At 38.4% G+C, this 23,091-nt stretch carries 19 protein-coding genes and 1 other annotated feature; of the genes, 6 read left to right on the top strand and 13 right to left on the bottom strand.

Annotated elements, in window-relative coordinates; translation table 11 throughout:
• Positions 1–54: 54 nt before the first annotated feature.
• From I573_RS07920 to I573_RS07905, 4 genes are read right to left on the bottom strand one after another with little or no spacing between them, the layout of a single operon-like run.
• Positions 55–711 carry an amino acid ABC transporter permease gene (locus I573_RS07920; RefSeq protein WP_016185539.1) on the bottom strand — a complete coding sequence of 219 codons (657 nt, stop codon included), beginning with the start codon at positions 709–711 and terminating at the stop codon, positions 55–57.
• Positions 712–726: 15 nt separating this feature from the next.
• On the bottom strand, positions 727–1,374 hold the full coding sequence (locus I573_RS07915) for an amino acid ABC transporter permease (RefSeq protein WP_016185540.1): 648 nt from the start codon (positions 1,372–1,374) through the stop codon (positions 727–729).
• A gap of 11 nt (positions 1,375–1,385) precedes the next feature.
• Positions 1,386–2,198, bottom strand: coding sequence for a transporter substrate-binding domain-containing protein (locus I573_RS07910; RefSeq protein WP_016185541.1), 813 nt, complete (start codon positions 2,196–2,198; stop codon positions 1,386–1,388).
• Between the two features lie 11 nt (positions 2,199–2,209).
• Positions 2,210–2,941 (bottom strand): amino acid ABC transporter ATP-binding protein, encoded by a 732-nt coding sequence (locus I573_RS07905; RefSeq protein WP_016185542.1) that lies wholly within the window; start codon positions 2,939–2,941, stop codon positions 2,210–2,212.
• A 230-nt stretch (positions 2,942–3,171) separates the two neighbouring features.
• Between I573_RS07905 and trpS the strand changes: the two genes are divergently transcribed.
• Complete coding sequence (trpS, locus tag I573_RS07900; protein WP_016185543.1) at positions 3,172–4,176, top strand: tryptophan--tRNA ligase; 1,005 nt, start codon at positions 3,172–3,174, stop codon at positions 4,174–4,176.
• Between the two features lie 41 nt (positions 4,177–4,217).
• Here the strand turns inward: trpS and pheT are convergent, their stop codons facing one another.
• The 5 genes from pheT to I573_RS07875 form a co-directional block, all read right to left on the bottom strand.
• Complete coding sequence (gene pheT, locus I573_RS07895; RefSeq protein WP_016185544.1) at positions 4,218–6,623, bottom strand: phenylalanine--tRNA ligase subunit beta; 2,406 nt, start codon at positions 6,621–6,623, stop codon at positions 4,218–4,220.
• Between the two features lie 4 nt (positions 6,624–6,627).
• Entirely contained in the window at positions 6,628–7,671 is a 1,044-nt protein-coding gene (gene pheS / locus I573_RS07890; RefSeq protein WP_016185545.1) for a phenylalanine--tRNA ligase subunit alpha, read from the bottom strand.
• A 54-nt stretch (positions 7,672–7,725) separates the two neighbouring features.
• Positions 7,726–7,928 (bottom strand) — a binding site (T-box leader).
• 45 nt (positions 7,929–7,973) lie between these two features.
• Positions 7,974–8,291 (bottom strand): winged helix-turn-helix transcriptional regulator, encoded by a 318-nt coding sequence (locus I573_RS07885; RefSeq protein WP_016185546.1) that lies wholly within the window; start codon positions 8,289–8,291, stop codon positions 7,974–7,976.
• Positions 8,292–8,369: 78 nt separating this feature from the next.
• Entirely contained in the window at positions 8,370–12,011 is a 3,642-nt protein-coding gene (gene addA / locus I573_RS07880) for a helicase-exonuclease AddAB subunit AddA (protein WP_016185547.1), read from the bottom strand.
• Positions 12,004–15,555, bottom strand: coding sequence for a PD-(D/E)XK nuclease family protein (locus tag I573_RS07875; RefSeq protein ID WP_016185548.1), 3,552 nt, complete (start codon positions 15,553–15,555; stop codon positions 12,004–12,006). The genes addA and I573_RS07875 overlap by 8 nt, the downstream gene beginning before the upstream one ends.
• Positions 15,556–15,755: 200 nt before the next feature.
• Here I573_RS07875 and I573_RS07870 point away from each other — a divergent pair, with 200 nt between their 5' ends.
• Entirely contained in the window at positions 15,756–16,283 is a 528-nt protein-coding gene (locus tag I573_RS07870) for an HdeD family acid-resistance protein (RefSeq protein WP_016185549.1), read from the top strand.
• Between the two features lie 123 nt (positions 16,284–16,406).
• The gene (locus I573_RS07865) at positions 16,407–17,087 is read left to right on the top strand and encodes a YoaK family protein (RefSeq protein WP_016185550.1); all 681 of its coding nucleotides are present in this window, start codon (positions 16,407–16,409) and stop codon (positions 17,085–17,087) included.
• Between the two features lie 51 nt (positions 17,088–17,138).
• On the opposite strand, the gene thrC is transcribed toward I573_RS07865, so the two are convergent.
• The gene (thrC, locus tag I573_RS07860) at positions 17,139–18,620 is read right to left on the bottom strand and encodes a threonine synthase (protein ID WP_016185551.1); all 1,482 of its coding nucleotides are present in this window, start codon (positions 18,618–18,620) and stop codon (positions 17,139–17,141) included.
• A gap of 144 nt (positions 18,621–18,764) precedes the next feature.
• Here thrC and queG point away from each other — a divergent pair, with 144 nt between their 5' ends.
• The 3 genes from queG to I573_RS07845 all read left to right on the top strand — a co-directional run bounded on the left by queG (position 18,765) and on the right by I573_RS07845 (position 20,724).
• The gene (gene queG / locus I573_RS07855) at positions 18,765–19,925 is read left to right on the top strand and encodes a tRNA epoxyqueuosine(34) reductase QueG (protein WP_016185552.1); all 1,161 of its coding nucleotides are present in this window, start codon (positions 18,765–18,767) and stop codon (positions 19,923–19,925) included.
• A gap of 54 nt (positions 19,926–19,979) precedes the next feature.
• Entirely contained in the window at positions 19,980–20,180 is a 201-nt protein-coding gene (locus I573_RS07850; RefSeq protein WP_016185553.1) for a hypothetical protein, read from the top strand.
• 106 nt (positions 20,181–20,286) lie between these two features.
• On the top strand, positions 20,287–20,724 hold the full coding sequence (locus I573_RS07845; protein WP_016185554.1) for a DUF1093 domain-containing protein: 438 nt from the start codon (positions 20,287–20,289) through the stop codon (positions 20,722–20,724).
• A gap of 41 nt (positions 20,725–20,765) precedes the next feature.
• On the opposite strand, the gene I573_RS07840 is transcribed toward I573_RS07845, so the two are convergent.
• The 3 genes from I573_RS07840 to I573_RS07830 all read right to left on the bottom strand — a co-directional run bounded on the left by I573_RS07840 (position 20,766) and on the right by I573_RS07830 (position 23,080).
• A complete protein-coding gene (locus I573_RS07840; RefSeq protein WP_016185555.1) occupies positions 20,766–21,230 on the bottom strand; it encodes an Lrp/AsnC family transcriptional regulator in 465 nt (154 codons plus the stop codon).
• Positions 21,231–21,350: 120 nt separating this feature from the next.
• Entirely contained in the window at positions 21,351–22,106 is a 756-nt protein-coding gene (locus I573_RS07835) for an amino acid ABC transporter ATP-binding protein (protein ID WP_016185556.1), read from the bottom strand.
• An 11-nt stretch (positions 22,107–22,117) separates the two neighbouring features.
• Positions 22,118–23,080: an NAD(P)-dependent oxidoreductase gene (locus I573_RS07830; RefSeq protein WP_016185557.1), complete on the bottom strand. Its 963-nt coding sequence runs from the start codon at positions 23,078–23,080 to the stop codon at positions 22,118–22,120.
• Positions 23,081–23,091: the final 11 nt, after the last annotated feature.

Here is a 23,091-nt window from a genome sequence, read left to right as displayed (position 1 = left end):
AACAAAAAAAGATAGCTACCCTTGGGCACTATCTCTTTTCGAAAACTTTTATTGTTAATACGAATAGCGTTTTGTTTCTAAGAAACGGGATAACAGCGACAGCAGGTAGCAGATCACAAAATAACCTAACGTCAAGGCAACGTACATCGGAATCACGTAATTTGAATTTTGACCATAAATAATTTTCGCATTATGTGTAAATTCTGGCAATGCAATGATGATCGCTAACGATGTATCTTTTACTAACGAGATCAATTGACTCACGATTGCTGGAATCATCGAGCGAAAGGCTTGTGGGATCACAATTGAACGCATCACTTCCACATAACTCAGTCCAGTAGAAAGTCCTGCTTCCATTTGACCTTTTGGTACGGCATTCAATCCTGCACGAAAAATTTCCGACAACATCGCCGATTCAAAAATTGTTAAGGCAATCACCGCAGACCAGAAAATATCAAAGCGAATCCCAATTTGTGGCAATGCAAAATACGTAAAGAATATAATGAGTAGTAACGGGAGATTACGAATAATATCCACGATGATTCCCACGATTCTAGAGGCAAAGGGGATTTTTGAAAAACGAAGTGTTCCTAATAATGCCCCAAAAATAAAACTAAACACGATGGAAAGTACCGATACTTCGATCGTCACCCATAATCCATCTAATAAAAATCGAACATTGACCCAAGAAAATGCATCAAAAAAACTCATCTTACTTCCTCCTTCCTATGAACGAACCGCCCATTTTTTCTCTAGATAACTCATCCAATAAGATAATGGCAACGTCAAAATCAAGTAAAAGATCCCCACAATAATATACGTATCAAATGTGTTAAATGTCGTACTTGCAATCAAGTCTCCTTGATACATGATATCCAATCCAGCCACCATCGCTAAGATAGAGGAATTTTTGATCAAATTGATGAATTGACCTCCTAGTGGGGGAATCACGATTTTAAACGCTTGCGGTAAAATAATATAGCGCATTGTTTGACTATAGGTTAATCCAGAAGAAAGTCCAGCTTCTGTTTGGCCTTTTGGCACTGTTTGAATTCCCGCACGGACAGTTTCAGCGATAAACGCGGACGTATAGATCGTTAACCCAATCGTTCCTGCTTGAAACCCTGTAATTGGTAAAAAGTATAGTGGAATCACAACATAAAAAAACATTACAATAATCAATAGCGGGATATTTCTAAAAAATTCGACATAGGCGCGTGCTAGATTTTTGACGATAGCATTTGTTGACAATTGAAAAATCGCCATCAATGTCCCAATAATCAAACTCGCAATCAATGCAATCAAACTTGCTAAAATCGTATATTTAAAGCCATCAAAAAATAACTGGCTATTTTGTTGAAATAATTGAATCATTCCCTCTCCTCCTAGTTCACTTTCCCACTTTGATCCTCTGGGAACCATTTGTCGTAGATCTTGTCATAAGTTCCATCTTCATGGATCTCTTTTAATGCTTGATTGACAGCCTCTACAAATTCTGTTTGGCCTTTGTTGATCGCAATTCCATACGGTTCTTTGGTAAATGTACCGCCTGCAATTTCGTAATCAGGATTTTCACTTGCCATTCCTAATAAAATCGCATTATCTGTGGATACCGCCTCACCTTGTCCGGCTTGTAAAGCAGTAAAGGCTTCTGCATAATTTTCCATCTCTAAAATCTTTGCATCTGGCGCTTCTTTACGAATGTTGACAGCAGAAGTGGAGCCTTTTACAACAAGGACAGTTGTATTTGCATTCAAGTCTTTTACGCTTTTGATCGGACTGCCTTTTTTTACAAGTAAGGCTTGACCTGCATCAAAGTAAACATCTGAAAAATCAACTTGTTTTTTTCGTTCATCGGTAATCGTCATCGTGGCAATGATCGCATCGATGTTTCCATTTTTTAACAATGGGATTCTGGTTTTTGACGTTACTTCTACAAAATCTGCCCGTCCATCACGACCTAAGATTTTTTCAGTCAATGCTTTTGCAATGTCAATATCAAATCCTTTTACTTCTCTAGACGCAACATCCATCAATCCAAATAAACGCGTATCATTTTTTACTCCCCAAATAATTCGATCTTGTGTTTTAGCCGTTTCTAATACATTTTTTGACGCAACACTCGCTGATTTACAACCACTTAGGCTAACCAATACGGCAAAAACCATCAGTAGTGAAACGATAATTTTCTTTTGCATCTGACTTCCTCCTAGTGATTGATTACTTTACTAATAAATTGTTTTGCTCGCTCTTCTTTTGGATTCTCAAAAAATTCAACTACATTGCGACTATCCTCTAATACTTCGCCATCGGCCATGAATACAACGCGATCTGCTACTTCACGTGCAAATCCCATTTCATGTGTGACCACGATCATCGACATGCCTTCGTTGGCTAATTTTTTCATTACATCTAAGACATCCCCGATCATTTCTGGATCAAGAGCTGATGTCGGTTCGTCGAATAATAACACTTCAGGTTTCATCGCCAATCCTCTTGCAATCGCGATACGCTGTTGTTGTCCTCCAGATAGCATAGACGGATAAGAATCTTTTTTATCCCACATTCCTACTCGTTTTAGTAATTTTTCTGCGGTATCATTTGCCTCTGTCTCGCTTTGTTTCAAGACTTTCATTGGCGCTAATGTGATGTTTTCTAGCACCGTTTTATTAGGATACAGATTAAAGTGTTGAAAGACCATACCAACATTTTTGCGAATTTCACTTAATTTGCTTTCTTTGCTGCGAATATTTACCCCATCAATCAGCAATTCCCCTGAACTAATCGTCTCTAACCCATTGATTGTACGAAGCATCGTACTTTTTCCTGATCCAGATGGACCAATTACTACAACGACTTCCCCTTTTTCAAAATGTAAATTAATATTTTTCAACGCATGGAATTTTCCGTAATATTTTTCAACGTTTTTAAATTCAATCATCTTAAATCCCCCTAAAATCCAATCTTTTTTTAATATTATTTTAATAGTATAACCGCATTTTTCAGGTTTTGTAAATCTTTTTCTTGTTATTTGTCACATAATATAACATGAGTAGATTGTTTTATCTTAAAAAATGATGCATTTACGACTTTGTCTAACAGAGTTATTGTATTCACTGATAAAAAAAGGTAAGATGAAAGAAATCATATAGAAAAGGTGAAGTGAAATACATGAACACAATCCTAACCGGAGATCGCCCTACCGGACAACTACATCTTGGCCATTATGTAGGATCACTTAAAAAACGTGTGGAAATGCAAGATGACCCAGAAAACAAGTTATTTATTATGGTCGCAGACATCCAAGCACTCACAGATAATGCTAAGAATCCTGAAAAAGTTTCAGCAAATGTATTGCAAGTTGCTTTAGATTATTTAGCTGTCGGTCTCGATCCTACAAAATCGACGTTATTCTTACAATCTCAAATTCCTGAACTGGCTGAATTGACGATCTATTATGCAAATTTAGTTAGCGTCAATCGTTTGCGCCGTAACCCTACTGTAAAAACTGAAATCGAGCAAAAGCAATTTGGTGAAGGTGTCCCAACAGGCTTTTTCATTTATCCTATCTCGCAAGCCGCAGATATTACCGCATTTAAAGCAAACCTTGTACCTGTAGGTGAAGATCAAAAACCAATGATCGAACAAACACAAGAAATCGTCCACAGCTTTAATTCAACCTACAAAGAAGTCTTAGTGGAACCAAAAGCAGTCTTACCACCTAAAGGTATGGGCCGTTTACCTGGTATCGATGGCAATGGTAAGATGAGTAAATCGTTAAATAACGGGATCTATCTTGCAGATCCTAGTGACGTGTTACAAAAGAAAGTCATGAGCATGTATACAGATCCAAATCATATCCATGTCGCAGACCCTGGTCAAGTCGAAGGCAATATGGTCTTTACGTACTTAGATGTATTTGGTACAGATAAAGAATATATCGCTGAACTAAAAGAGCATTACCGCCGCGGCGGGTTAGGAGACGTTAAAATCAAACGCTATTTGATCGAGGTGTTAGAAGACGTATTATCTCCAATCCGTACACGTCGTGAAGAATTAGCAAAAGATCCAGCTTATGTAATGGATATGTTAAAAACTGGTAGCCAACAAGCACAACAAGTCGCTGCTAAAACACTTGATGAAGTGAAGCGTGCTATGGGAATCCAATATTTTTAAATAACAAAACCCCCGATACGTGATGTATCGGGGGTTATTTGTTAACGGATTACCGCATGTAGTGTCTCAGTGAGTGCACGTTCTACTTTTTCCATTGCTTTTGTAATTTCTTCATCCGTCAAAGTGGCTTCGGGATTTTCAAATAATAAACTATAGGCCATGGATTTTGATCCAGATTCAATCGATGCACCTTGATACACATCAAATAAATGAATCGATTTTAAGAAGCGTCCTGCTACGGCTTGGATCGTACTTACAATCGTAGTATGTGCAACGTGTTCGTCAACAACAAAGGCTACGTCTCGTGTAACCGTTGGGAATCTCGTTACTGCTTGATAAGCTTGTTTTATTGGCAATGTACTTAATACATCTAAAGACAATTCAAAAACATACGTATCTGAAATACCATATTGTTTGGCTACAGTTGGATGCACTTGCCCAATAAATCCAATCACTTGATCGTGCACTTTGATCATGGCTGTACGACCTGGATGCAATTCTGCAAATTGATCTGTTTGCTCTACTACTAGCCCATCAAAATAAAACTCATCAACTAATGTATCCAAAATGCCTTTCACATAGTAAAAATCAACTGGTGTCGCTTTGGTTTGCCAATCTTTTTCAGTCCAGTTTCCTGTTAGTGAACCAGCAACGTGTGTTTCTTCCGTTGGGCGCACCCCAGATTCAGCATAAAAGACACGACCGATTTCATAAGTCGCTACATTAGTATTTTTACGTGCAGTATTGTATGCAATATTGTCTAATAATCCAGAAATTAAATTCATTCTTAATGCTGAACGATCTTCTGTCATTGGCCAATCTAATCTCGTCACCGCACTTGATTGATACATAAATTGTTGCGCTTTTTCTGGAGTCGTCAAGGCATAGCTGATATTTTCGGTTAAGCCAGCGCCTTCTAATACGTGGCGGATACGACGTGTGAACCGTTGTTTTTGCGTCAAGGTTCCCATAACAGTTTCACCACTAGGTAACGTTGATGGCAAACGATCATATCCATAAATACGTGCCACTTCTTCAATCAAGTCTGCTTCGATCGTAATATCCCAACGACGTGGAGGAACGCTAACAGTGAACGTATGCTCGTTTACTTCACATCCAAATGCCAAATCAGCAAAAATTTGTTCGATTTCAGCAACTGTCAAAGTTGTCCCTAGATATTGATTGATACGCTCTACTGTAATGTCAATCGTTGTATCTTTTACTGTTACAGAAGACCCGATCACACGTCCAGCTAAAACTTCTCCATTAGCAAGTTCTGCAATCATCATCGCCGCTTTATCACAGGCTTCGTTTACTGTTGCCTGGTTGATTCCTTTTTCAAAACGTGCAGAAGATTCACTACGTAAATTAAATTGTTTTGATGTACGACGAATGCTGATTGGATCAAATAAAGCCGCTTCTAACACAACACGTGTCGTAGTATTCGTAATCTCTGAATCTAATCCACCCATCACACCAGCTAATGCGATCGGTGTCGTACCATTAGTGATCACTAAATTTTCTGGAGTCAATTGACGTTCTTCACCGTCTAGTGTCACTAACATTTCTTGTTCTTGTGCTAAACGTACGGTTAATTGATTAGAACCGATTTTGTCTGCATCAAACGCATGTAAAGGTTGTCCGTACTCTAATAAAATATAGTTTGTCACATCTACTACGTTATTGATTGGACGTATTCCTTCATTCATTAAACGAACTTGTAACCATTGTGGGCTAGGTGCTATCGTGACGTTCTCAATAATTCGTGTTTGATATGCCGGAACGAGTGCTTTTTCGTCAATCGTAATGCTCAATTGATCTGTAGCTTGTGTGTCATTTTCTGTCACACAAACAGCTGGAAAAGTTGGCGTTTTTCCATAAATTGCTGCCACTTCATACGCTACTCCTCGCATGCTAAGTGCATCTGCACGGTTTGGTGTAATCGACAATTCGATTAACGCATCCTCCATCTCTAAATATGGGAAAACAGCATCTCCTGCTTTCGCTGTCTCAGGCAAATAATAGATCCCGTCTGCATATTCTTTTGGAATCACACTATCGGAATACCCAATTTCTTCTAATGAGCAAATCATCCCATTTGAGACTTCGCCACGCATTTTACTTTTTTTGATTTTGATATTATCGACAATACGTGCACCAGGCAATGCCACAATCACATTGATGCCCGCTCTCACATTTGGAGCACCGCAGACAATCTGTGAGAGTTCTTCTTCTCCAATATCGACTTGACAAATATGCAAGTGATCTGAGTCTGGATGATCGATACACTCTACGACATGTCCTACGACGATTTTTTTCAGTCCTTCTTCTAAAACGGTGACACCTTCAACCTCAATACCTGTCACAGACATTTTATCGGCTAAGTCATTTGGTGTAAGTCCATCTAATGCCACATACTCATTTAACCATTTATAGGATACTAACATTTCTTTATTCCCCCTTGAACTGCGCTAAAAAGCGTTGATCATTTAAATAAAAATTCCGGATATCGTTTACGCCATAACGCAACATCGCGATTCGATCTGGTCCTAGTCCAAAAGCAAATCCGCTATATTTACTTGAATCGATTCCAGACATTTCTAGGACGTTTGGATGAACCATCCCAGCCCCTAAAATTTCAATCCATCCTGTATGTTTGCAGACATTACATCCTTTTCCACCACATTTGAAACAGCTTACGTCCACTTCGACAGAAGGTTCTGTAAATGGAAAATAACTTGGACGCAAGCGAATGCTGCGCTCCTCACCAAACATTTGTTTCATCAAGACTTCAAGGGTACCTTTTAAATCTCCCATCGTCACGTGTTGATCGATCACTAATCCTTCGATTTGGTGGAACTGATGACTATGTGTCGCATCATCTGTATCACGACGAAATACTTTTCCCGGTGAAATCATACGTAACGGTCCTTTAGTAAAATCATGTGTTTCCATGGTACGTGCTTGTACCGGTGAGGTATGTGTACGCAACAACAATTCTTCAGTTAAATAAAATGTATCTTGCATGTCGCGTGCTGGATGATCTTTAGGTAAATTCATGCGCTCGAAATTATATTCGTCTTGTTCGACTTCATATCCTTCGATCACTTGATAGCCCATTCCAATAAAAATATCTTCAATTTCTTCCATGATTTGCGTTAAGATGTGTCGTGTGCCTTGTTTGATTTGCTTTCCTGGCAACGTCACATCGATGGTTTCTTTCGCTAGCGCCATTTCAAGTGCTTTCGCTTCTAAATCCGCTTTACGCAATTCTAATTGTGCTGAAATTTGATCTCTGATCTCATTTGCAAAACTTCCGACTTTAGGACGTTCCTCAGCAGATAAATCTTTCATCCCTCTTAACACTTCGGTAATAGGACCTTTTTTTCCTAAAATTTCCACACGAATTTGATTCAATGCTTTCAAATCCGTAATTTCCTTGATTTTAGCAAGTGTTTCCACTTGTAATGCTTCCAATTTTTCTTGTAACGACATGGAATTTTCCTCCTTTAGCGCTTTTCAATCAAATAAAAAAAGCCTTCATTCCATTAAAGGAACGAAGGCTCGCGATACCATCCTAATTCGTGAGAAACTCACGCTCTTACTTTCATAACGGCAGTCATCTACCGGCATTTTCTCAAATGCTAACTAGGAAGTGAATTTCATTTTTTCATACTGAATTTGCTTGCAGTCTATGGCAAATTTCCCTGTACAGCTGGGTAAAAATTACTTGTTTCCATCAACGTTTTTCTTTATCCAATTACTGACAGTGTACTAAAAAATAGTCAAAAAAGCAACTAGGCTTCTTTTGCGTCACACCATTCTTCACTCCAACGTTTCACTGAAGCAAAACTTTCTTGTAACGCAACACCTTTATCCGTCAAAACATACAGATGTTCCTCTTTTTTCACGATTTGTTCTTCTTCTAACTCTTTTAAGCGCTCAGCTAAAACGCGATCGCTTAACATCGGAATGGTTTTAGACAATTCTACAAAACGTTGACCATGCTCTTCTAATAACACGTCAATGATCAAACCATTCCATTTTTTTCCTAGAATGGAAAAAGCTTTCTCAAATTTTGGACAAAGAGTATAGTTTATTTTTTTTGTTTCCATGTTTGTCTCACCTCTTTGACTATAGTGTATCATATCTCTTACCTTTTGTAAGAAATGCCGCTTGCAATATAGTGGCCGTCATAAGGATAGCACGTTTCGTGCAGAAAGCAATACTAAATAAGTTTCTTTCACAGGTTTTTCTAATGCTTGTTCTAATGCTTGTGCGTAAAGGCGCAATTGCCCACGATAACGCGCTAGAATTTGTGAAGCATCTTGCTGTTTTGTGAGGTGATCTGTCTTAAAATCATACAACACTACATGATCTTCAAATTCTAGATAGCCATCGATGATTCCATGGATCAACAATTCAGAAGTAGGATCATCAAAATCTTGATAGATTTCGCTAGCGGCCTTTAACATTGAAAAAGGTTGCTCACGAAACACTCGTTGTGGATAAGCAAGCAAGTCTTTACCTAATGTGGTATCAAAAAACCATAAAATACTGTCTAGATCTACTGCCGTCACGATATGTTCTGGAAACTGCTGTGTTTGGATCAAGTCGCGTTGCTGTCTCAACAAGGCTTCTTTTGTCGGTTGTCTAGTAAGCGAAATCTGTTGCAATAGATAATGTGTTGCTTGTCCGACCGTTGTAGCCTGTATGTCTTGCGTGGCTAAAAACTTAGGTTTAGCTAATTGCTCGACTTGTCGATAGCTTTGTGGATTGGGTTCATTCCAATCCAGCAATTGCAAATCTTGTTCATCCGGATCATTGTAGAGTCGCTTAATTTCTGAAACAGATTGATAACTGGTCGTTTTTGTCGCTTTAGGATATGGATACTGATACGCTAATCGATTTAATAAGACATCCGATACTGCTCCGAATTCGCTTGTCGTCAAGATTTGTTTGGACGGTGTGTGCATTTGCTCTTTCCAGTAGGCATAAGTCGTATCCAATGATTGACTATCGACAAACTGACAGTGAAAATCGGCTTCATGCACAATTTTTTTCCCTCTTAACGTGATATCGTCTATATACGGTTCAAACGAAGGATGCCGTACTAGCGTCATCCCTACCCAATCCATCAATGACGATTTAGAAGATAAACGTAATTGCGGATCTAAAAACTGTTGCGTTTGCGTCAGTGCTTTCGACCATTTTTTTATCGCTTCTTCTTTCGTTTTATAAGAACCTACTAAAAAGAGTTTTTGCTCTGCTCTCGTTAACGCGACGTATAACTTACGCATTTCTTCAGATAACGTCTTTACTAGTTTCGTTTGTTGGATCGCAAGATAAGGTAAACTCGTAAAACTCATACGTTCTGAATCGATCCATTTGATCCCAAGCCCAAGTTGTTCATCCATCAAATAAGGCTTCGTCAAATCTTGAGTATTGACTTCTTTGGTCATGTCCATCACAAAAACAACAGGAAATTCCAACCCTTTACTTGCATGAATCGTCATCACTTGGATCGATTCTTCTTGAACTTTTGCTACTGGTTGAGACAGATCTTTATTTTTTTCGCGCATTTTTTCAATGAATCGTACAAATGGATACAATCCTCTAAAACTCGTCTCTTCGTAGCGTTGTGCACGTTGAATCAGCGCCATTAAATTCGCATAACGCTGTTCGCCAGAAGGCAAGCCCAACACATAATCAGGATAAGCTGTCTGTGCATAAATATCTTGTAACAAGGTCGCGATCGGTTGTCGTTTAGCTAATTTTCGCCAAGTTGTCAATTGCGTTAAAAAGGATGTTAATTTTTGTTTTAGACTCACATGTTCGTCCGGATAATTCACCACAGCTTGATAAAATGTCATGTCTTGATTTTCTAAGCGAATGTCGGCTAGTTCTGATTCATTCAATCCCACGATTGGTGAACGTAAAACACTAACAAGCGGAATATCTTGGATAGGATTGTCAATAATTTGTAGTAAACTCAACATCACTTGAATCTCTGTCGCTTGAAAATAATTTTGGGCATCTTTTATGGCAATCGGTAAATCATATTCTTGAAAGATATCGATCATCGTTAAATGTGCACTACGCGTTGGGGTCAATAACACAATATCTTGATAAGAAAGTGCTCGTAATTGATTTGTTTTTCGATCAAAAATTTGACGATTTTGTGCTAGTAATTCGCGAATTTTTTGTGCAACTAAATGGATCTCACCTTCTGATTTTGTCGTGATCATTGAAGGGGTCGTTTGTTGTTTTTCATAAATCAATACTTCTGGTTGTACTAAAGTAGCATCTTGTTCTGGATAATAGGTAGCTCCACTGATCAAGCGCGCTTCATCTTGATAATCAATTTGTCCTACTTGCTGGTCCATTAGCTGTTCAAAAATCAAATTGGTAAAGGCTAATACTTCTTTACGTGAACGAAAGTTTTCTTTTAAATCGATTTTTTCGCCTTCTTGATGTTGTTTATAGCGTGCATATTTTTCAATAAAAAGCGTAGGATCTGCTAAGCGAAACGCATAAATCGATTGTTTCACATCTCCTACCATAAATAAATTCCCTGGTTCTTGTTTGGCAACTTGTTCTAAAATCGCTTGTTGCAACCGATTGATATCTTGGTATTCATCGACCAACACCTCATGAAACAGTTCTTGGTAGTAAGCATGTACATCGATTTCTGGTGTTTTGACTTGTAAAATCGCAAGGGTTAAATGCTCTAAATCATTAAAATCAAGTACATTTTTTTGTGCCTTACTTTTTTGGTATCGCGCCATAAACAGTTTCACTAAGCGTACCGCTTCTTCTACGATCGGATAAGCTTGATTCAATGTATCGAGTAACACGTTTGGGGGATAAGGAAAAATCGTACTCGCTTCTTGTACTAATTGTTTGGCCAATTCACGCATCGGTTTAACCGTTTGTGCAACCTCTTTTTCCTCCGCCTTACGATACGCTGGAAAACGACTAAATGTTATGTTTGTCAACGCTTGATAGACCTGATCCACTTCATTTAAAGCCAACACTTGCTGTAACTGTTCAATTTGCGTCAACTCTTCTTCAATCACCGCGACTAGTTTATCTAATCCTACACTATAGTCTTTTGCTACTTGTAGTTGTGCATGTGCTTCTGCAAATTTCTCTTCAAGCTGTACTTTTATAAATGAAGTATATAAAGGCATCGTTGCCATATCTGTCGTCTGATACGCTAGAGGCAGTGCGTCTAACCAAGCAATCGGATCTGGATTGGCTCGTGCAAAGTCATATAATTGCAACAATAGCTCCGATAAAACTTGATCGGAACGGTCACTGATAAAATTCGCGACAAAAGTATAAAACGCTTCGGATTTACTCTCATAAGCTTCTTCGATTATATCTTCCATGATCTCTTCTTGTAATAATAATCGTTCTGTATCATCGGTTAACAAACGAAAACCCGGTTCCAGATCTAGAACATAATAATATTTACGAATGACCCGCAAACAAAATGCATGTAACGTCGAGATCGTAGCAGTAGGCAGTAATTGTAACTGCTGTATCCACCACTGACGTTCGCCGATCGGTGCTTCTTGAAGCAATTCTCGTAAAGCGATCTCGATTCGTTGTTTCATTTCTCTAGCTGCTGCTTCAGTAAACGTTACGATCAGTAATTGTTCGATCGATTGATGCTGTTTGATTTTTTCAATCACACGTTGCACTAAAATTCTAGTTTTTCCAGAACCAGCAGATGCCGAAACTAACAAATGATGATCCGTTTCAAAAATCGCTTGCCATTGTTCATCAGTATACATTGCATCTTTGGGTTTTTCGGGGATCTTATTCATAAAGAACTCCCTCCATTTTTTTTAAAATTTCTTCTTTCGGTTTGGTTTCGATTTTTCGATAATGATTTTCTGGTAGCATCGCATCAAATTTACATACACTTCGAAACGGACAATGATCACACGCGCGACGTTGTTTTTCTACTCGAAGACTTGGCTGGAGTTCCAATTCTCCACGTTGCAAACGATTGGCGCTTTGACGCATTTTTTCTTGATTATACGTTCGCAAAACATCGAGTTCTTCTTTTGTATAAAAACGATCTTTACTTTGGGTAATCATCGTATACTGTTCATCTTTATCTTTACGAATCGGGAAAACCTCTGAATGTTGGCTTTTCATTAGACTACTATCATACGCCGAAAATAGTGCTTGATCATTAATGAATAGTCCGGAGTATTTGTATTCTTTTAGTCGTTCTGTTTCGCGTTTTTCTTGATCGACCGTGCCTTTTAACACAGGATCATGCATTTTTAAATAATACGCTCCACCAGGACGAACGTGTTGCGTTCCGACTAATTGTGCGGCATCGCGCAACGCAACATCTAAATAGGTCACCAATTGCATCGCCAGTCCATAATACACTTCAGTCGGATCGAATTCTTTTTTACTTGATTTATAATCGACAACCGATAAATACGTTGTATCGTCAACCTCAACTTGATCGATTCGGTCGATTTTCCCGCGAACATGTAGCCGTCCTCCACTTGCTAAGTCAATCTCTAGTCCTTTGATTCCTTGTTTGGCGGCAAGTTGTCCAAATAATACTTCTGTCTGGACCGGGGTTAATTTAGTTTTTTGGCTTTGAGCATGCAGTGCCCAACTGACACGATTAATCGTTTGGGAAAGTTGTTGAAATAAAAAGTCTAAACGCGCAGAACGACTCAATAATCGATAACGTGTTTGTCCAAAAATTTCTTTTAGTACTTGCTCCATGAACTGTTGTCTCATTTCCGCCGTTAAATTCGTCAAACTCAATTTTTCTTTGATCAACACGTTTAAAAAACGATCGAGTGCATCATGGAAGAACTCACCTGTTACGGCTGGAGTGATCCCGTAGATTTCACGTTCTTTTAATTGTAGCCCGTACTGCATAAAGTAGCGATATTCACATTCATGAAACGTTTCAAGACGAGATACAGAACTGTACATCTCACGACCATATAAACGTTGTGCTTGTTCTGGTGTGAGTGCAACTGGGATATTTTCATCTTCTCTACTTTTAAACACACGCTGAGCTAATTTGGACCATTTGGTTTGTTTGACTTTCTTTTCTAGTTGTAGCCAAACTGTTGGTAAATCCTGTTTTTGCGCATTTGCTTGGCGTGTCAATTGATTGACTTGGCGAATCACACCTCGATAAGTGGCCACGTGTTGAAGTGGATCAGATGTTAACGCCAATCCTTCTTTTTTCTTAAACACTTCCGGAAACTCATGTAAAATACGTGTGACATAAGTAGATGGATTCAACGTATGATCAGTTTCAGAAGTAGCTGGATAGGTTAGGTATAACCATGTAGTACTGGATAAAAAGACACTATAGGCTACAAATGGCTCTTTTTGTCTTGTTTCTTGAGCTCGATCATATAAATAACCCAATTCACCTAATTGTTCATTTAGCCATTCTCGTTCGGTTAAATCTAACAACGTATGATTTTCAACTTTTCGAGGAAAAACGGTCTCACTTAACCCTAAAGCAAACGTTACCTTACTTTGATTTGGTCGAGCTAGATCTAATCGGTTGACTTGCACTTGATCTAATGACGTGGGGATTTTCCCAAAACTCATATTTTCTAAACTACTTATTAATAATGTTGTAAACAGTTCCCAATCAAAAGCTTCTTGTGCATAGATTTCAACAAACTCATCCAAAATATCCATCAAGTTTTGCCAAGTTTGTTCATGATTTCGCGCTTCATCTAGTTTGCCTTGCTCCACTGCTTCATTTCGCCAGTGTAACAATTGCTGTTCGATTTGTTGGTCGATTAAAAACTGATAGAATCGTTGCGCAGCTTCTTCCATCGTTTTAGATTGTTTTAATCGTTGCAGTGGTTGATGTAGTTGTGTATAAAACGCTCGACGTAATTGATTGGTTTGTTGTGTCAGTACGTCATCTACTACCGGCTGTCCTAAAATAGGATCGTAAGAATAGATCTCCCAATCCTCTGTTCTGATCCATAATTTCCCAGTCAAATGATGGGCTAAACTAATATTTTCGGTTTGGTCGACGACTTCACGAAATGGTAGCGTTTCGTTGACTTGCATATAATTTTGCGGAATAAACAATTCTGATTTTAATAAATTAAAAATATCGGTTTCGCGATAATAATAACGATCTAAATCAAACCAAGTCGCTAAAAATTGAACGATCGGATGTTGCCGCAATAATTTGTCTTGATCCAAGTAATAAGGAATCTCAAACTCATTAAAAATCGGTTCGATATAAGGAGCGTAAAGTTCCATATCTAACGTCGACAATTGAATATCTTTATAAGTAAGCTTGATTTCACTTGGTTTTTCACCGCTAATCAGTCGTTTGATTTCTAACGCGATTTGACGAATTTCTTCTTCTGGCGTGTCGACTTGCCAAATCTCTAAATACTCTTTTAGCGTAGGATCATGTTGTACGGTTTGATGTTGTTGTGTACGAAGCCAAAATTCAGCCAATGCATGTCTACCTCGCGCATGTACTTGGTGCTGAACAATCGGATAATCTGGTAGTACGACGACATCTTGGCGTAAAGCAGCTGTTCTGATTTGATGATACGTACGATTGGCGTCATAAAACAAATCTAGAGGTTCGCTATTGGCTAAAGGCTGGTCCAAGACTAAGTCAATATTTAGGGTACTTTTTTCCATCAACTGACTCAATAACTGAAACTCTTTGGCTTGGACAGACGAAAAACCAGTCGCAATAAACAAAGTATGTTTTAGCTGCATCTGTAACTGTTCGTCAGGTTCATTCAAGTATTCAATTAGCCAATGCAAAGGGTCCGATAGTGAAACTTGATGTTGATCTAATTCTTGCTCATAGGCTCGAAAAATCATCGTGAGTTCAGCTAATTTGGTTTGCAATTCTCGATTCAACGTAGCGTGAGAAGTTTCAATAAACGCTAAGTGCTCTGTCGTCAATCCGCTTAATTGAAATTCTTGATACAATTCCAATAGTTGAGTTAAAAAACCAACTTTTTCGATTTCTCCACGAAATAGATGCAAATGAGGGTTTAATTTGGCTAGCGTTTTTCGCATTAGCATCATCGCCCCAATTTCTGTGACCGTATCCTTTTGATATTGACCACTTGCTTGAAAATAATACCAAGATAAACGTTGGAAACTAAAGACTTGTGTTTTGATACTACTAAATCCTTGCTTTTGTTGCTGTTCTTTTAAGGCATGCAAGAGCTCGATTTCTCGCTCAAATTTATTGTAATTGGGTACCAAGAAAAATACGCGATGCGCTTGATTTTGTTGTAGCCATTCATCTGCTTTTTGCACTAATGCTTGGGTGTGGTCGACCACACCATCTCCTAAGATAAATTGTAGCGCCATTATCTCCCGTCCTTTCAGATTTAGTAAAACGAAACATATGTTCATTTTACCATTAAACAGACTCTTTTCTTAGTCTTTCTCTCTGATTTTCTAAAAATTCCCGATAGCACCTTCAGAGTTCGTTTCAGTGTTCTGTTTTTTTTAGAGTATGTTATACTATACACAAGTCGATTCAGACAAATCAAAAGAGGTGAAGAAAAATGAGACAATTTTTAGACCACATGCAACGTTACGCTTGGGTACGCACTATCGTGTATGTCATTATCGGTTTTTTATTGCTTATCGAACCTAAGAAATTTTTTAACGGTGTCGTGTATGTACTCGCTGCTTATATTGCTATCATGGGGATCATGAATTTGATTACAACTTATCGCATGCGTAAAGATACTGGATTCGTAGGGTTTGGTGTCACAAGTGGCGTTTTGCTATTAATTGCTGCTTTAGCAATTTTAGTTCTGACAAAACCCATTATTTCAATTTTCCCGATTTTCTTTGGAATCATCTTGATCATTCAAGGACTTGTGTATTTGATGCAACAACCTCAAGGGCCTCGAGTAGTCAACAAAAGTAGATGGCCTCGTGTCATATTTGGCCTTTGTTTACTAGCTGTAGGATTAATATTGTTATTTAATCCATTCCAAAGTATTTTATTTGCTTTACAATTAGCCGGTATCGTCATTATCTTGTCTGGTATCGAAACACTAATTACGTCGATTCGTTCACGTTAAATCAAAAAAGGCTGTGACAAATGTCTGTCACAGCCTTTTTTATGATGATTTTTTCATTTTTATTGAAATTTTCAGAATATTTGTTATAGTGAAACCAAAATAATAGAAAATGCAGGTGATGATGTGCGTAAAGAAATTCACGAGTTTCGTTCAGTAGGTCTGATTCTCGCTTTTATTGGTGGAGCAGTTGATTTGTATACCTATATGCACTACGACTCTTTCGCTTCGGCACAAACTGGAAATTTGATTTTGGCAATTATGCAAACGATCGACGGACAATGGGGCAGTGTGTGGAAAAAATTTCTCTCGACTCTTTTTTTCTTTTTAGGTGTTTTTTTTGGAAAAGCACTGATGCATTATTTCAGAAAACGAAATTGGCCATTTTGGCGCTTGATTATTTTATATACAGAAACGCTCTTATTTTTTTTATTTAGTTTATCCTTTATCCATACGAAAGCTACCCTTGTGACGATCATTATTTCCTTTATCACAGCAGCACAGTGGATCTCATTTGATAAAATCAATGGACGTGTGTATACCAGTCTATTTACTACTGGAAATTTAAAGGGAATGGCCTCTGGGTTGTACGATTATTTATTGACAAAAGATCATAAAGCACTAGCTACCTTTATCCATTTTGCTTTAGTCGTTGCAGCTTTCTTGATCGGAGCAGTTGTTTTAGGTATTAGTTATCGTCTGTTCGCTGAAAAATCCATTTTGATCGTGGCATTTTTATTCCTTTATTTGTCCATTAGCCAAACGATTTTAGTTTTACGTTTTTATCGTAGTGATTATCCAGCTTAAACTATTCAAAAAAACGTTCTTAGCAAGTAAAAACTTGCTAAGAACGTTTTTTTAATCGAGATTTAAAATCTCTTTCACGCAAGCTAACATGTCATCGACTGGAATCACTCGGTCATGTAAAATCGGCGATTCAAATAGTGTCTTAACCGCTGGAGGAATCGTTAAGTGCGTTTCTTCATAAAGTGACGTCACCCAATCAAATTCATTTTCTACCTGTTTCACTTCATCAAATGCCCGAACAACTGACTCTGGAAACTTATAAGGACTTGCTGTTGAGACGATCAGTGCTGGATTTTCAAGTTGTGTCATTTGATCTAACGCATGTTTTGCTACAGCGGTATGTGGATCGATCACGTAGCGTTCTTGATCAAACACCCTTTGGATCGCATCTTGTGTTTGTTCATCAGTTGCATAAGCCACTAAGAAATCGGCCAATCCTTTACGCAAAGTATCATCTAATGCATAACTTCCTTTACTCGTAAGATCATCCATCAACTGTTTTGTCACTGTTGCACTCTGATTGGACACTTCGTACAGCAAACGTTCTAAATTACTTGAGATCAAGATATCCATCGAAGGAGAGCTTGTTACATAAAACTCACGGTTACGATCGTAAGTACCATTCGTAAAGAAATCGGTTAACACATTATTTTGATTTGAGGCACAAATCAATTTCCCGATTGGAACACCTAATTTTTTTGCATAATAGCCTGCTAAAATATTTCCAAAATTCCCTGTTGGTACACTGATATCCATCGCTTGACCATTTTTCAGTTCATTTTCTTTGACCAATTGCGCATATGCATAAACATAATAGACTACCTGAGGAATCAAACGCCCGATATTGATCGAATTAGCCGAAGAGAATTGTTTTTGATTGGCTGCTAATTCATCACGTAATGTTGTATCATTAAACATTTCTTTGACGCGTGTTTGTGCATCATCAAAATTGCCATTTACCGCAACAACAAATGTATTGTCGCCTTTTTGTGTACGCATTTGCTGCTCTTGGATTTTACTTACCCCTTCTTTAGGGTAAAAGACAATGATTTTTGTATTCTCAACATCCGCAAACCCTTCCATTGCAGCTTTACCAGTATCGCCAGAAGTTGCAGTTAAAATCACCAATTCATTCGTTGATTGATTTTTCTTTGCTGCAGTTGTCATTAAATAAGGTAAAATCGATAACGCCATGTCTTTAAAAGCTAATGTTGGACCGTGAAATAATTCTAAGTAATAGTCTGTTCCGACTTTTTTCACCGGTGCAATCGTAGGTGTATCAAATTTCTCATCGTACGCAGCCTCGATACACGCGATTAATTCTTTTTCTGAAAAATCACTGTAAAAAGCTTTCATAATCAACAAGGCAATCTCTTGATACGATTGTTCTTTGAGTTTGTCAAAATCTAATGCGATTTCTGGAAAGACTTCAGGAACAAACAAGCCTCCATCACTGGCTAGGCCTTGTAAAATCGCTTGTGAAGCACTGACGCCTTGTTGTCCTCCACGCGTACTTGCATAATGTGTTGTCATAACAGTCCTCTTTTCATTCACTCGTAATTTTCATTAGTTTATCATTTATTTAAAAAAGAAACTATACTTTATCTGAAAAAGACCGATATTTCTTTGAATAATTTGTGATTTATCGGTATGATTACGGTAAAGGAGAGGTCGTTTATGACTACATTAAAAGAACGGATCATCACGGAAAGTAAACGAATCGGTATTGATAAAATCGGGTTTACCACCGCAGAACCGTTTACAGAATACAAAGAATCACTTTATGCGCAAAAAGAAGCTGGACACACCTCAGGATTCGAACATCCAAATATTGAAGAACGAATTGATCCTGCGTTGACATTTTCGCAACCCAAATCCATCATTTCGATTGCATTAGCCTACCCTACTCGACTACATGAAGAACCAGATCGTAAAGAAAAACGAGGCCAGTTTGCACGAGCTTCTTGGGGAATCGATTATCACGATGTATTGAAATCACGGTTAAACAAGCTGATCGACTTCATCAAACAAGAAGCTAGTCAAGAAGATCCTCGATTTAAGGCGGAAGTCGATACGGGGGAATTTATCGATGTTGCCGTTGCGCAACGTGCTGGATTAGGGTTTATTGGTAAAAACGGTCTCTTGATCACCGAAGAATTTGGTTCATTTGTCTATTTAGGTGAGATCGTGACCAATTTAGAATTCGAAGCAGATACCCCAATTGCAAACGGCTGTGGAGAGTGTACGCGTTGTATTACTGGCTGTCCTACAAATGCACTTTTAGGAAATGGCCAAATGAATGCTAAAAAATGTCTCTCGTATCAAACGCAAACAAAAGATATGATGCCCTTAGACTATCGTAAAAAGATTCGCAATATCATTTATGGCTGCGATATTTGCCAATTAGTCTGCCCTTATAATCAAGGAAAGGATTTTCATTTCCACCAAGAAATGGAACCAAAAATCGATGAAGCATTTCCCAAACTAGCGCCTATGCTTCAATTATCCAATAAAGAATTCAAAGAACAATTTGGGCATTTAGCTGGTTCTTGGCGTGGAAAAAAACCATTACAACGAAATGCTATTATGGCACTAGCTAACCTCGGAGCAAAAGAACATTTACCTGAAATCATGAGTTGTTTGAAAGATCCTCGTCCGGTCATCCGTGCTACCGCAATATGGGCGATTGGGGAATTGACGAAGCGTTACCCAGAAGATACGATTTTACTTTTTGAAGAATTTCGTGAACGTGAATCTGAACCGCTTGTACTAGACGAACTCGAGCAAACGATCGCTCGTTTGAAACAGCCTAAATTAAAACGACGTACCTCAACATAATCGCTTTTTTATAGAATTTGCTATAATGAAACTAACAAGAAGGAGGGAATGATAATGTCACCTGCACAAAATATTGAACATACGATCAACGATTTATTGCACACGTTAAAAGCAAGCCAAGCCCTTACAGATCAATACGGCAATAAAATCGCCAGTGTAACAGCACTCGGTGAGCACTTAGTTCAAATCGAATTCACTCACAATCAAAAACCGCTGATCGAACATGTCACACAGTTTAGATGTTTTATCGATTAGCCAACCACTCCATCGAACGTGTGACAGAATTGTTACGCTTTTCGATGGAATTTTTTTGTTCTTTTTTTGTATAGTTTTATATAGAAAAAGAGAAAGGATGACGAGTATGAAAAAATGGATTGTAGGTCTTTGTGTCGTACTTTTTGGTGCGATACTGTATTTTCATCAAACGATTGCACAAACCATGATCGAGTTTTCTCATTCGTTTGTTGTCTACGCGTCTGTCCCCGAACAAATCCCTTTAAAACTCCATACATTAGACGATCAAGGAAAACCGATTTTAGACTCCTATACGTATACCTATCATTTGACAGGAATTACAAAGCAACACGAAATGAAACAGTTGACCTATGAATGCTCTGGAGAAACAGCGATTCCTTTAGAACCAAATACCTATGTTAGAATGTTTATGCTATTTGGACATCCAATCGGTGCTCCTAAGAAAATCAAGTTAACACGCATCCCTACTTCGATTTTAGAACAGCTTGAACTTGAACAACTCACACATAAACAGCATTTGCGTTGGACGGCAAGTAATCCATAATAAAAACCACTGTTTACACAAACAATGGCAGTTATTATGGATTATTTTATTTTCTTATTCGCAAGTTCTTCATGGTCTAATTGCAACCCACGCGCAGCAACTCTAGTAGAAAATACGACATTTGTTTTTGTATCTCCAAAACGTTGCAACTGGTTAATGAACTCATCTAATTCAACAGTATTATTAAAATATACTTTTAACATCATCGAATAATCGCCCGTAATACAATCACACTCTACGACATTCGGAATTTCTTCAATATACCCATAAAATGCCTCTTTATCTTTTGCATTCACTGCACAATGAATATACGCCTTAATAGCAAACCCGATTTTTTGATAATCTAAAATCGCTTGATAGGAACTGATATATCCTTGATTTTCTAAATTTTGCAAGCGTACAGATACGGACGGCGAAGAAATAAAACACTCTTCTGCCATTTGTTTGACTGTTTCTCGCGCATTTCGTTGTAAAATATTCAATATATTTTGATCAATTGCATCCATCCGCTACACCTCACCTTTTTTTCTATTTTAGCGAGCTTAGAACAAAGATGCAAGTCACACCTCCCTTTACATGTTACATTTTATAACACTTACAATAAATTTATTATGTAAACAAATCATTTACACTTGAAGTTCTTGGAATCGTAATTGTGCTAAAAAGTGTTGCGTACGTTCTTCTTGCGGTGTTTGAAACATCGTTTCTGGACTTCCAGACTCCACCACCACCCCATCTGCCATAAAGACCACACGATCCGCTACATCTTGGGCAAACTGCATTTCGTGCGTTACGATCACCATCGTTTGTCCTTCATGTGCTAACTGACGCATGACAGCTAACACTTCATCGACTAATTCTGGATCAAGTGCGCTAGTGGGTTCATCAAACAATAAAATTTCTGGAGACAATGCCATCGCACGAGCAATCCCTATTCGTTGCTGCTGCCCTCCTGATAATTGGATAGGATATGCATCTGCTTTATCGCTCAGCCCAACTTTTGCTAGATTTTCTGTCGCGATTTTCTTTGCTTCTTGCTTAGACAAGCGTTGTACGACACGTAAGCCTTCCATAATGTTTTCTAATACGGTCAAGTGTTCAAACAGTTCATAGGATTGGAATACCATTGCAGTCTGCCGTGCGATTTCTTGTGCTTGTTTTCGTCCAATCCGTGCAAAATCATATTGGACTTCGCCTAATTGATATTCTCCTTCATCTGGTTGTTCCAGTACGTTTAAACAACGTAAAAAAGTCGTTTTTCCAGACCCACTAGGTCCGATGATACAAATGACTTCACCTGCTTGAATCGTCAGATCAATATTTTTTAGTACTTCTTGTTTCCCAAACTGTTTGCGTAAGGCTTTAATCTGCGCTTTAATCATTATTTACCTCCTTATGAAAACACCTGATTTGCTGACTTTCCTGTCGTAATGACATCTTTTGTATTCGTTAATGTCGTCCAAACGATCTCATCTACCGCTCGTTGTGTATAATACGCAATATGTGGCGTGATCATCACTTGAGGATGAATCGACAAGCGTTGATACCAAGGATTGTCTGTATAATTGGTCATACGGTATATTTCTTCATCTTCTAAAGTATCTAGCACCACTGAAGCATACGGATGGCGCGCAAGCCAGTGAAGAAGCGCTTGGGTATCTATGATCGCACCTCTTGCTGTATTGACTAATACCACATCGTCTGCAAGTTGCTCAAATACAGTTTCATCAAATAAATGATAACTTTCTTTAGTTTGCGGAAGATGAAGCGAGACGACATCAGATTGCGTTACCAATTGCGTTAACGACACATACTGAATTCCTGCTACTTGTCCACTTTGTTTTGTTCGAGTTGTCGCTATAACTTTTGCCCCTAGCGCTTGGCAAGTCTCTGCCACGACTTGCCCAATCCTCCCCATTCCAACCAAACCAATCGTGACCTCATTCATTTCTTTACCTGCGGGCATTCCTTGCTGATGCATGAGTTGTGGGAGGTGACGTAATCCCATCAAAATCGCCATGACGGCATAATGCCCTACTGAAGTCGGGCTATACGTAGGAACGTTTGTGATCGTTAGTCCATATTTTTTAGCCCAGTCAAAATTCACACTGTCTACACCAGTTGACTTGATTGCGATGGTTTGAATCTGATAATGTGCCAATACACGATAGATTTCTTCTGAAGTCCGCATGTCTTGACTAGGAAATAAGCACACTCCTTGATGCCCTTTGGCAAGATGGACATTGATTACATCGATTACTTCAGAAACGATGGTGACTCTGATGCGGTGGCGAAACGACCATTGTTGAATCGTCTTCTCTTCTTCTGGCTGTACACCATAATAAATAATTTTCATGTGCATTCTCC

Source organism: Enterococcus sulfureus ATCC 49903, assembly GCF_000407605.1.
Classification (GTDB): domain Bacteria; phylum Bacillota; class Bacilli; order Lactobacillales; family Enterococcaceae; genus Enterococcus_G; species Enterococcus_G sulfureus.
This window is presented reverse-complemented; position numbering and strand designations above follow the sequence as displayed.

Bases quoted from the DNA above. Each gene is read 5' to 3' on its own strand.
- I573_RS07920 (WP_016185539.1), bottom strand. From the start codon at position 711: ATGAGTTTTTTTGATGCATTTTCTTGGGTCAATGTTCGATTTTTATTA.
- I573_RS07915 (WP_016185540.1), bottom strand. From the start codon at position 1,374: ATGATTCAATTATTTCAACAAAATAGCCAGTTATTTTTTGATGGCTTT.
- I573_RS07910 (WP_016185541.1), bottom strand. From the start codon at position 2,198: ATGCAAAAGAAAATTATCGTTTCACTACTGATGGTTTTTGCCGTATTG.
- I573_RS07905 (WP_016185542.1), bottom strand. From the start codon at position 2,941: ATGATTGAATTTAAAAACGTTGAAAAATATTACGGAAAATTCCATGCG.
- trpS (WP_016185543.1), top strand. From the start codon at position 3,172: ATGAACACAATCCTAACCGGAGATCGCCCTACCGGACAACTACATCTT.
- pheT (WP_016185544.1), bottom strand. From the start codon at position 6,623: ATGTTAGTATCCTATAAATGGTTAAATGAGTATGTGGCATTAGATGGA.
- pheS (WP_016185545.1), bottom strand. From the start codon at position 7,671: ATGTCGTTACAAGAAAAATTGGAAGCATTACAAGTGGAAACACTTGCT.
- I573_RS07885 (WP_016185546.1), bottom strand. From the start codon at position 8,291: ATGGAAACAAAAAAAATAAACTATACTCTTTGTCCAAAATTTGAGAAA.
- addA (WP_016185547.1), bottom strand. From the start codon at position 12,011: ATGAATAAGATCCCCGAAAAACCCAAAGATGCAATGTATACTGATGAA.
- I573_RS07875 (WP_016185548.1), bottom strand. From the start codon at position 15,555: ATGGCGCTACAATTTATCTTAGGAGATGGTGTGGTCGACCACACCCAA.
- I573_RS07870 (WP_016185549.1), top strand. From the start codon at position 15,756: ATGAGACAATTTTTAGACCACATGCAACGTTACGCTTGGGTACGCACT.
- thrC (WP_016185551.1), bottom strand. From the start codon at position 18,620: ATGACAACACATTATGCAAGTACGCGTGGAGGACAACAAGGCGTCAGT.
- queG (WP_016185552.1), top strand. From the start codon at position 18,765: ATGACTACATTAAAAGAACGGATCATCACGGAAAGTAAACGAATCGGT.
- I573_RS07850 (WP_016185553.1), top strand. From the start codon at position 19,980: ATGTCACCTGCACAAAATATTGAACATACGATCAACGATTTATTGCAC.
- I573_RS07845 (WP_016185554.1), top strand. From the start codon at position 20,287: ATGAAAAAATGGATTGTAGGTCTTTGTGTCGTACTTTTTGGTGCGATA.
- I573_RS07840 (WP_016185555.1), bottom strand. From the start codon at position 21,230: ATGGATGCAATTGATCAAAATATATTGAATATTTTACAACGAAATGCG.
- I573_RS07835 (WP_016185556.1), bottom strand. From the start codon at position 22,106: ATGATTAAAGCGCAGATTAAAGCCTTACGCAAACAGTTTGGGAAACAA.
- I573_RS07830 (WP_016185557.1), bottom strand. From the start codon at position 23,080: ATGAAAATTATTTATTATGGTGTACAGCCAGAAGAAGAGAAGACGATT.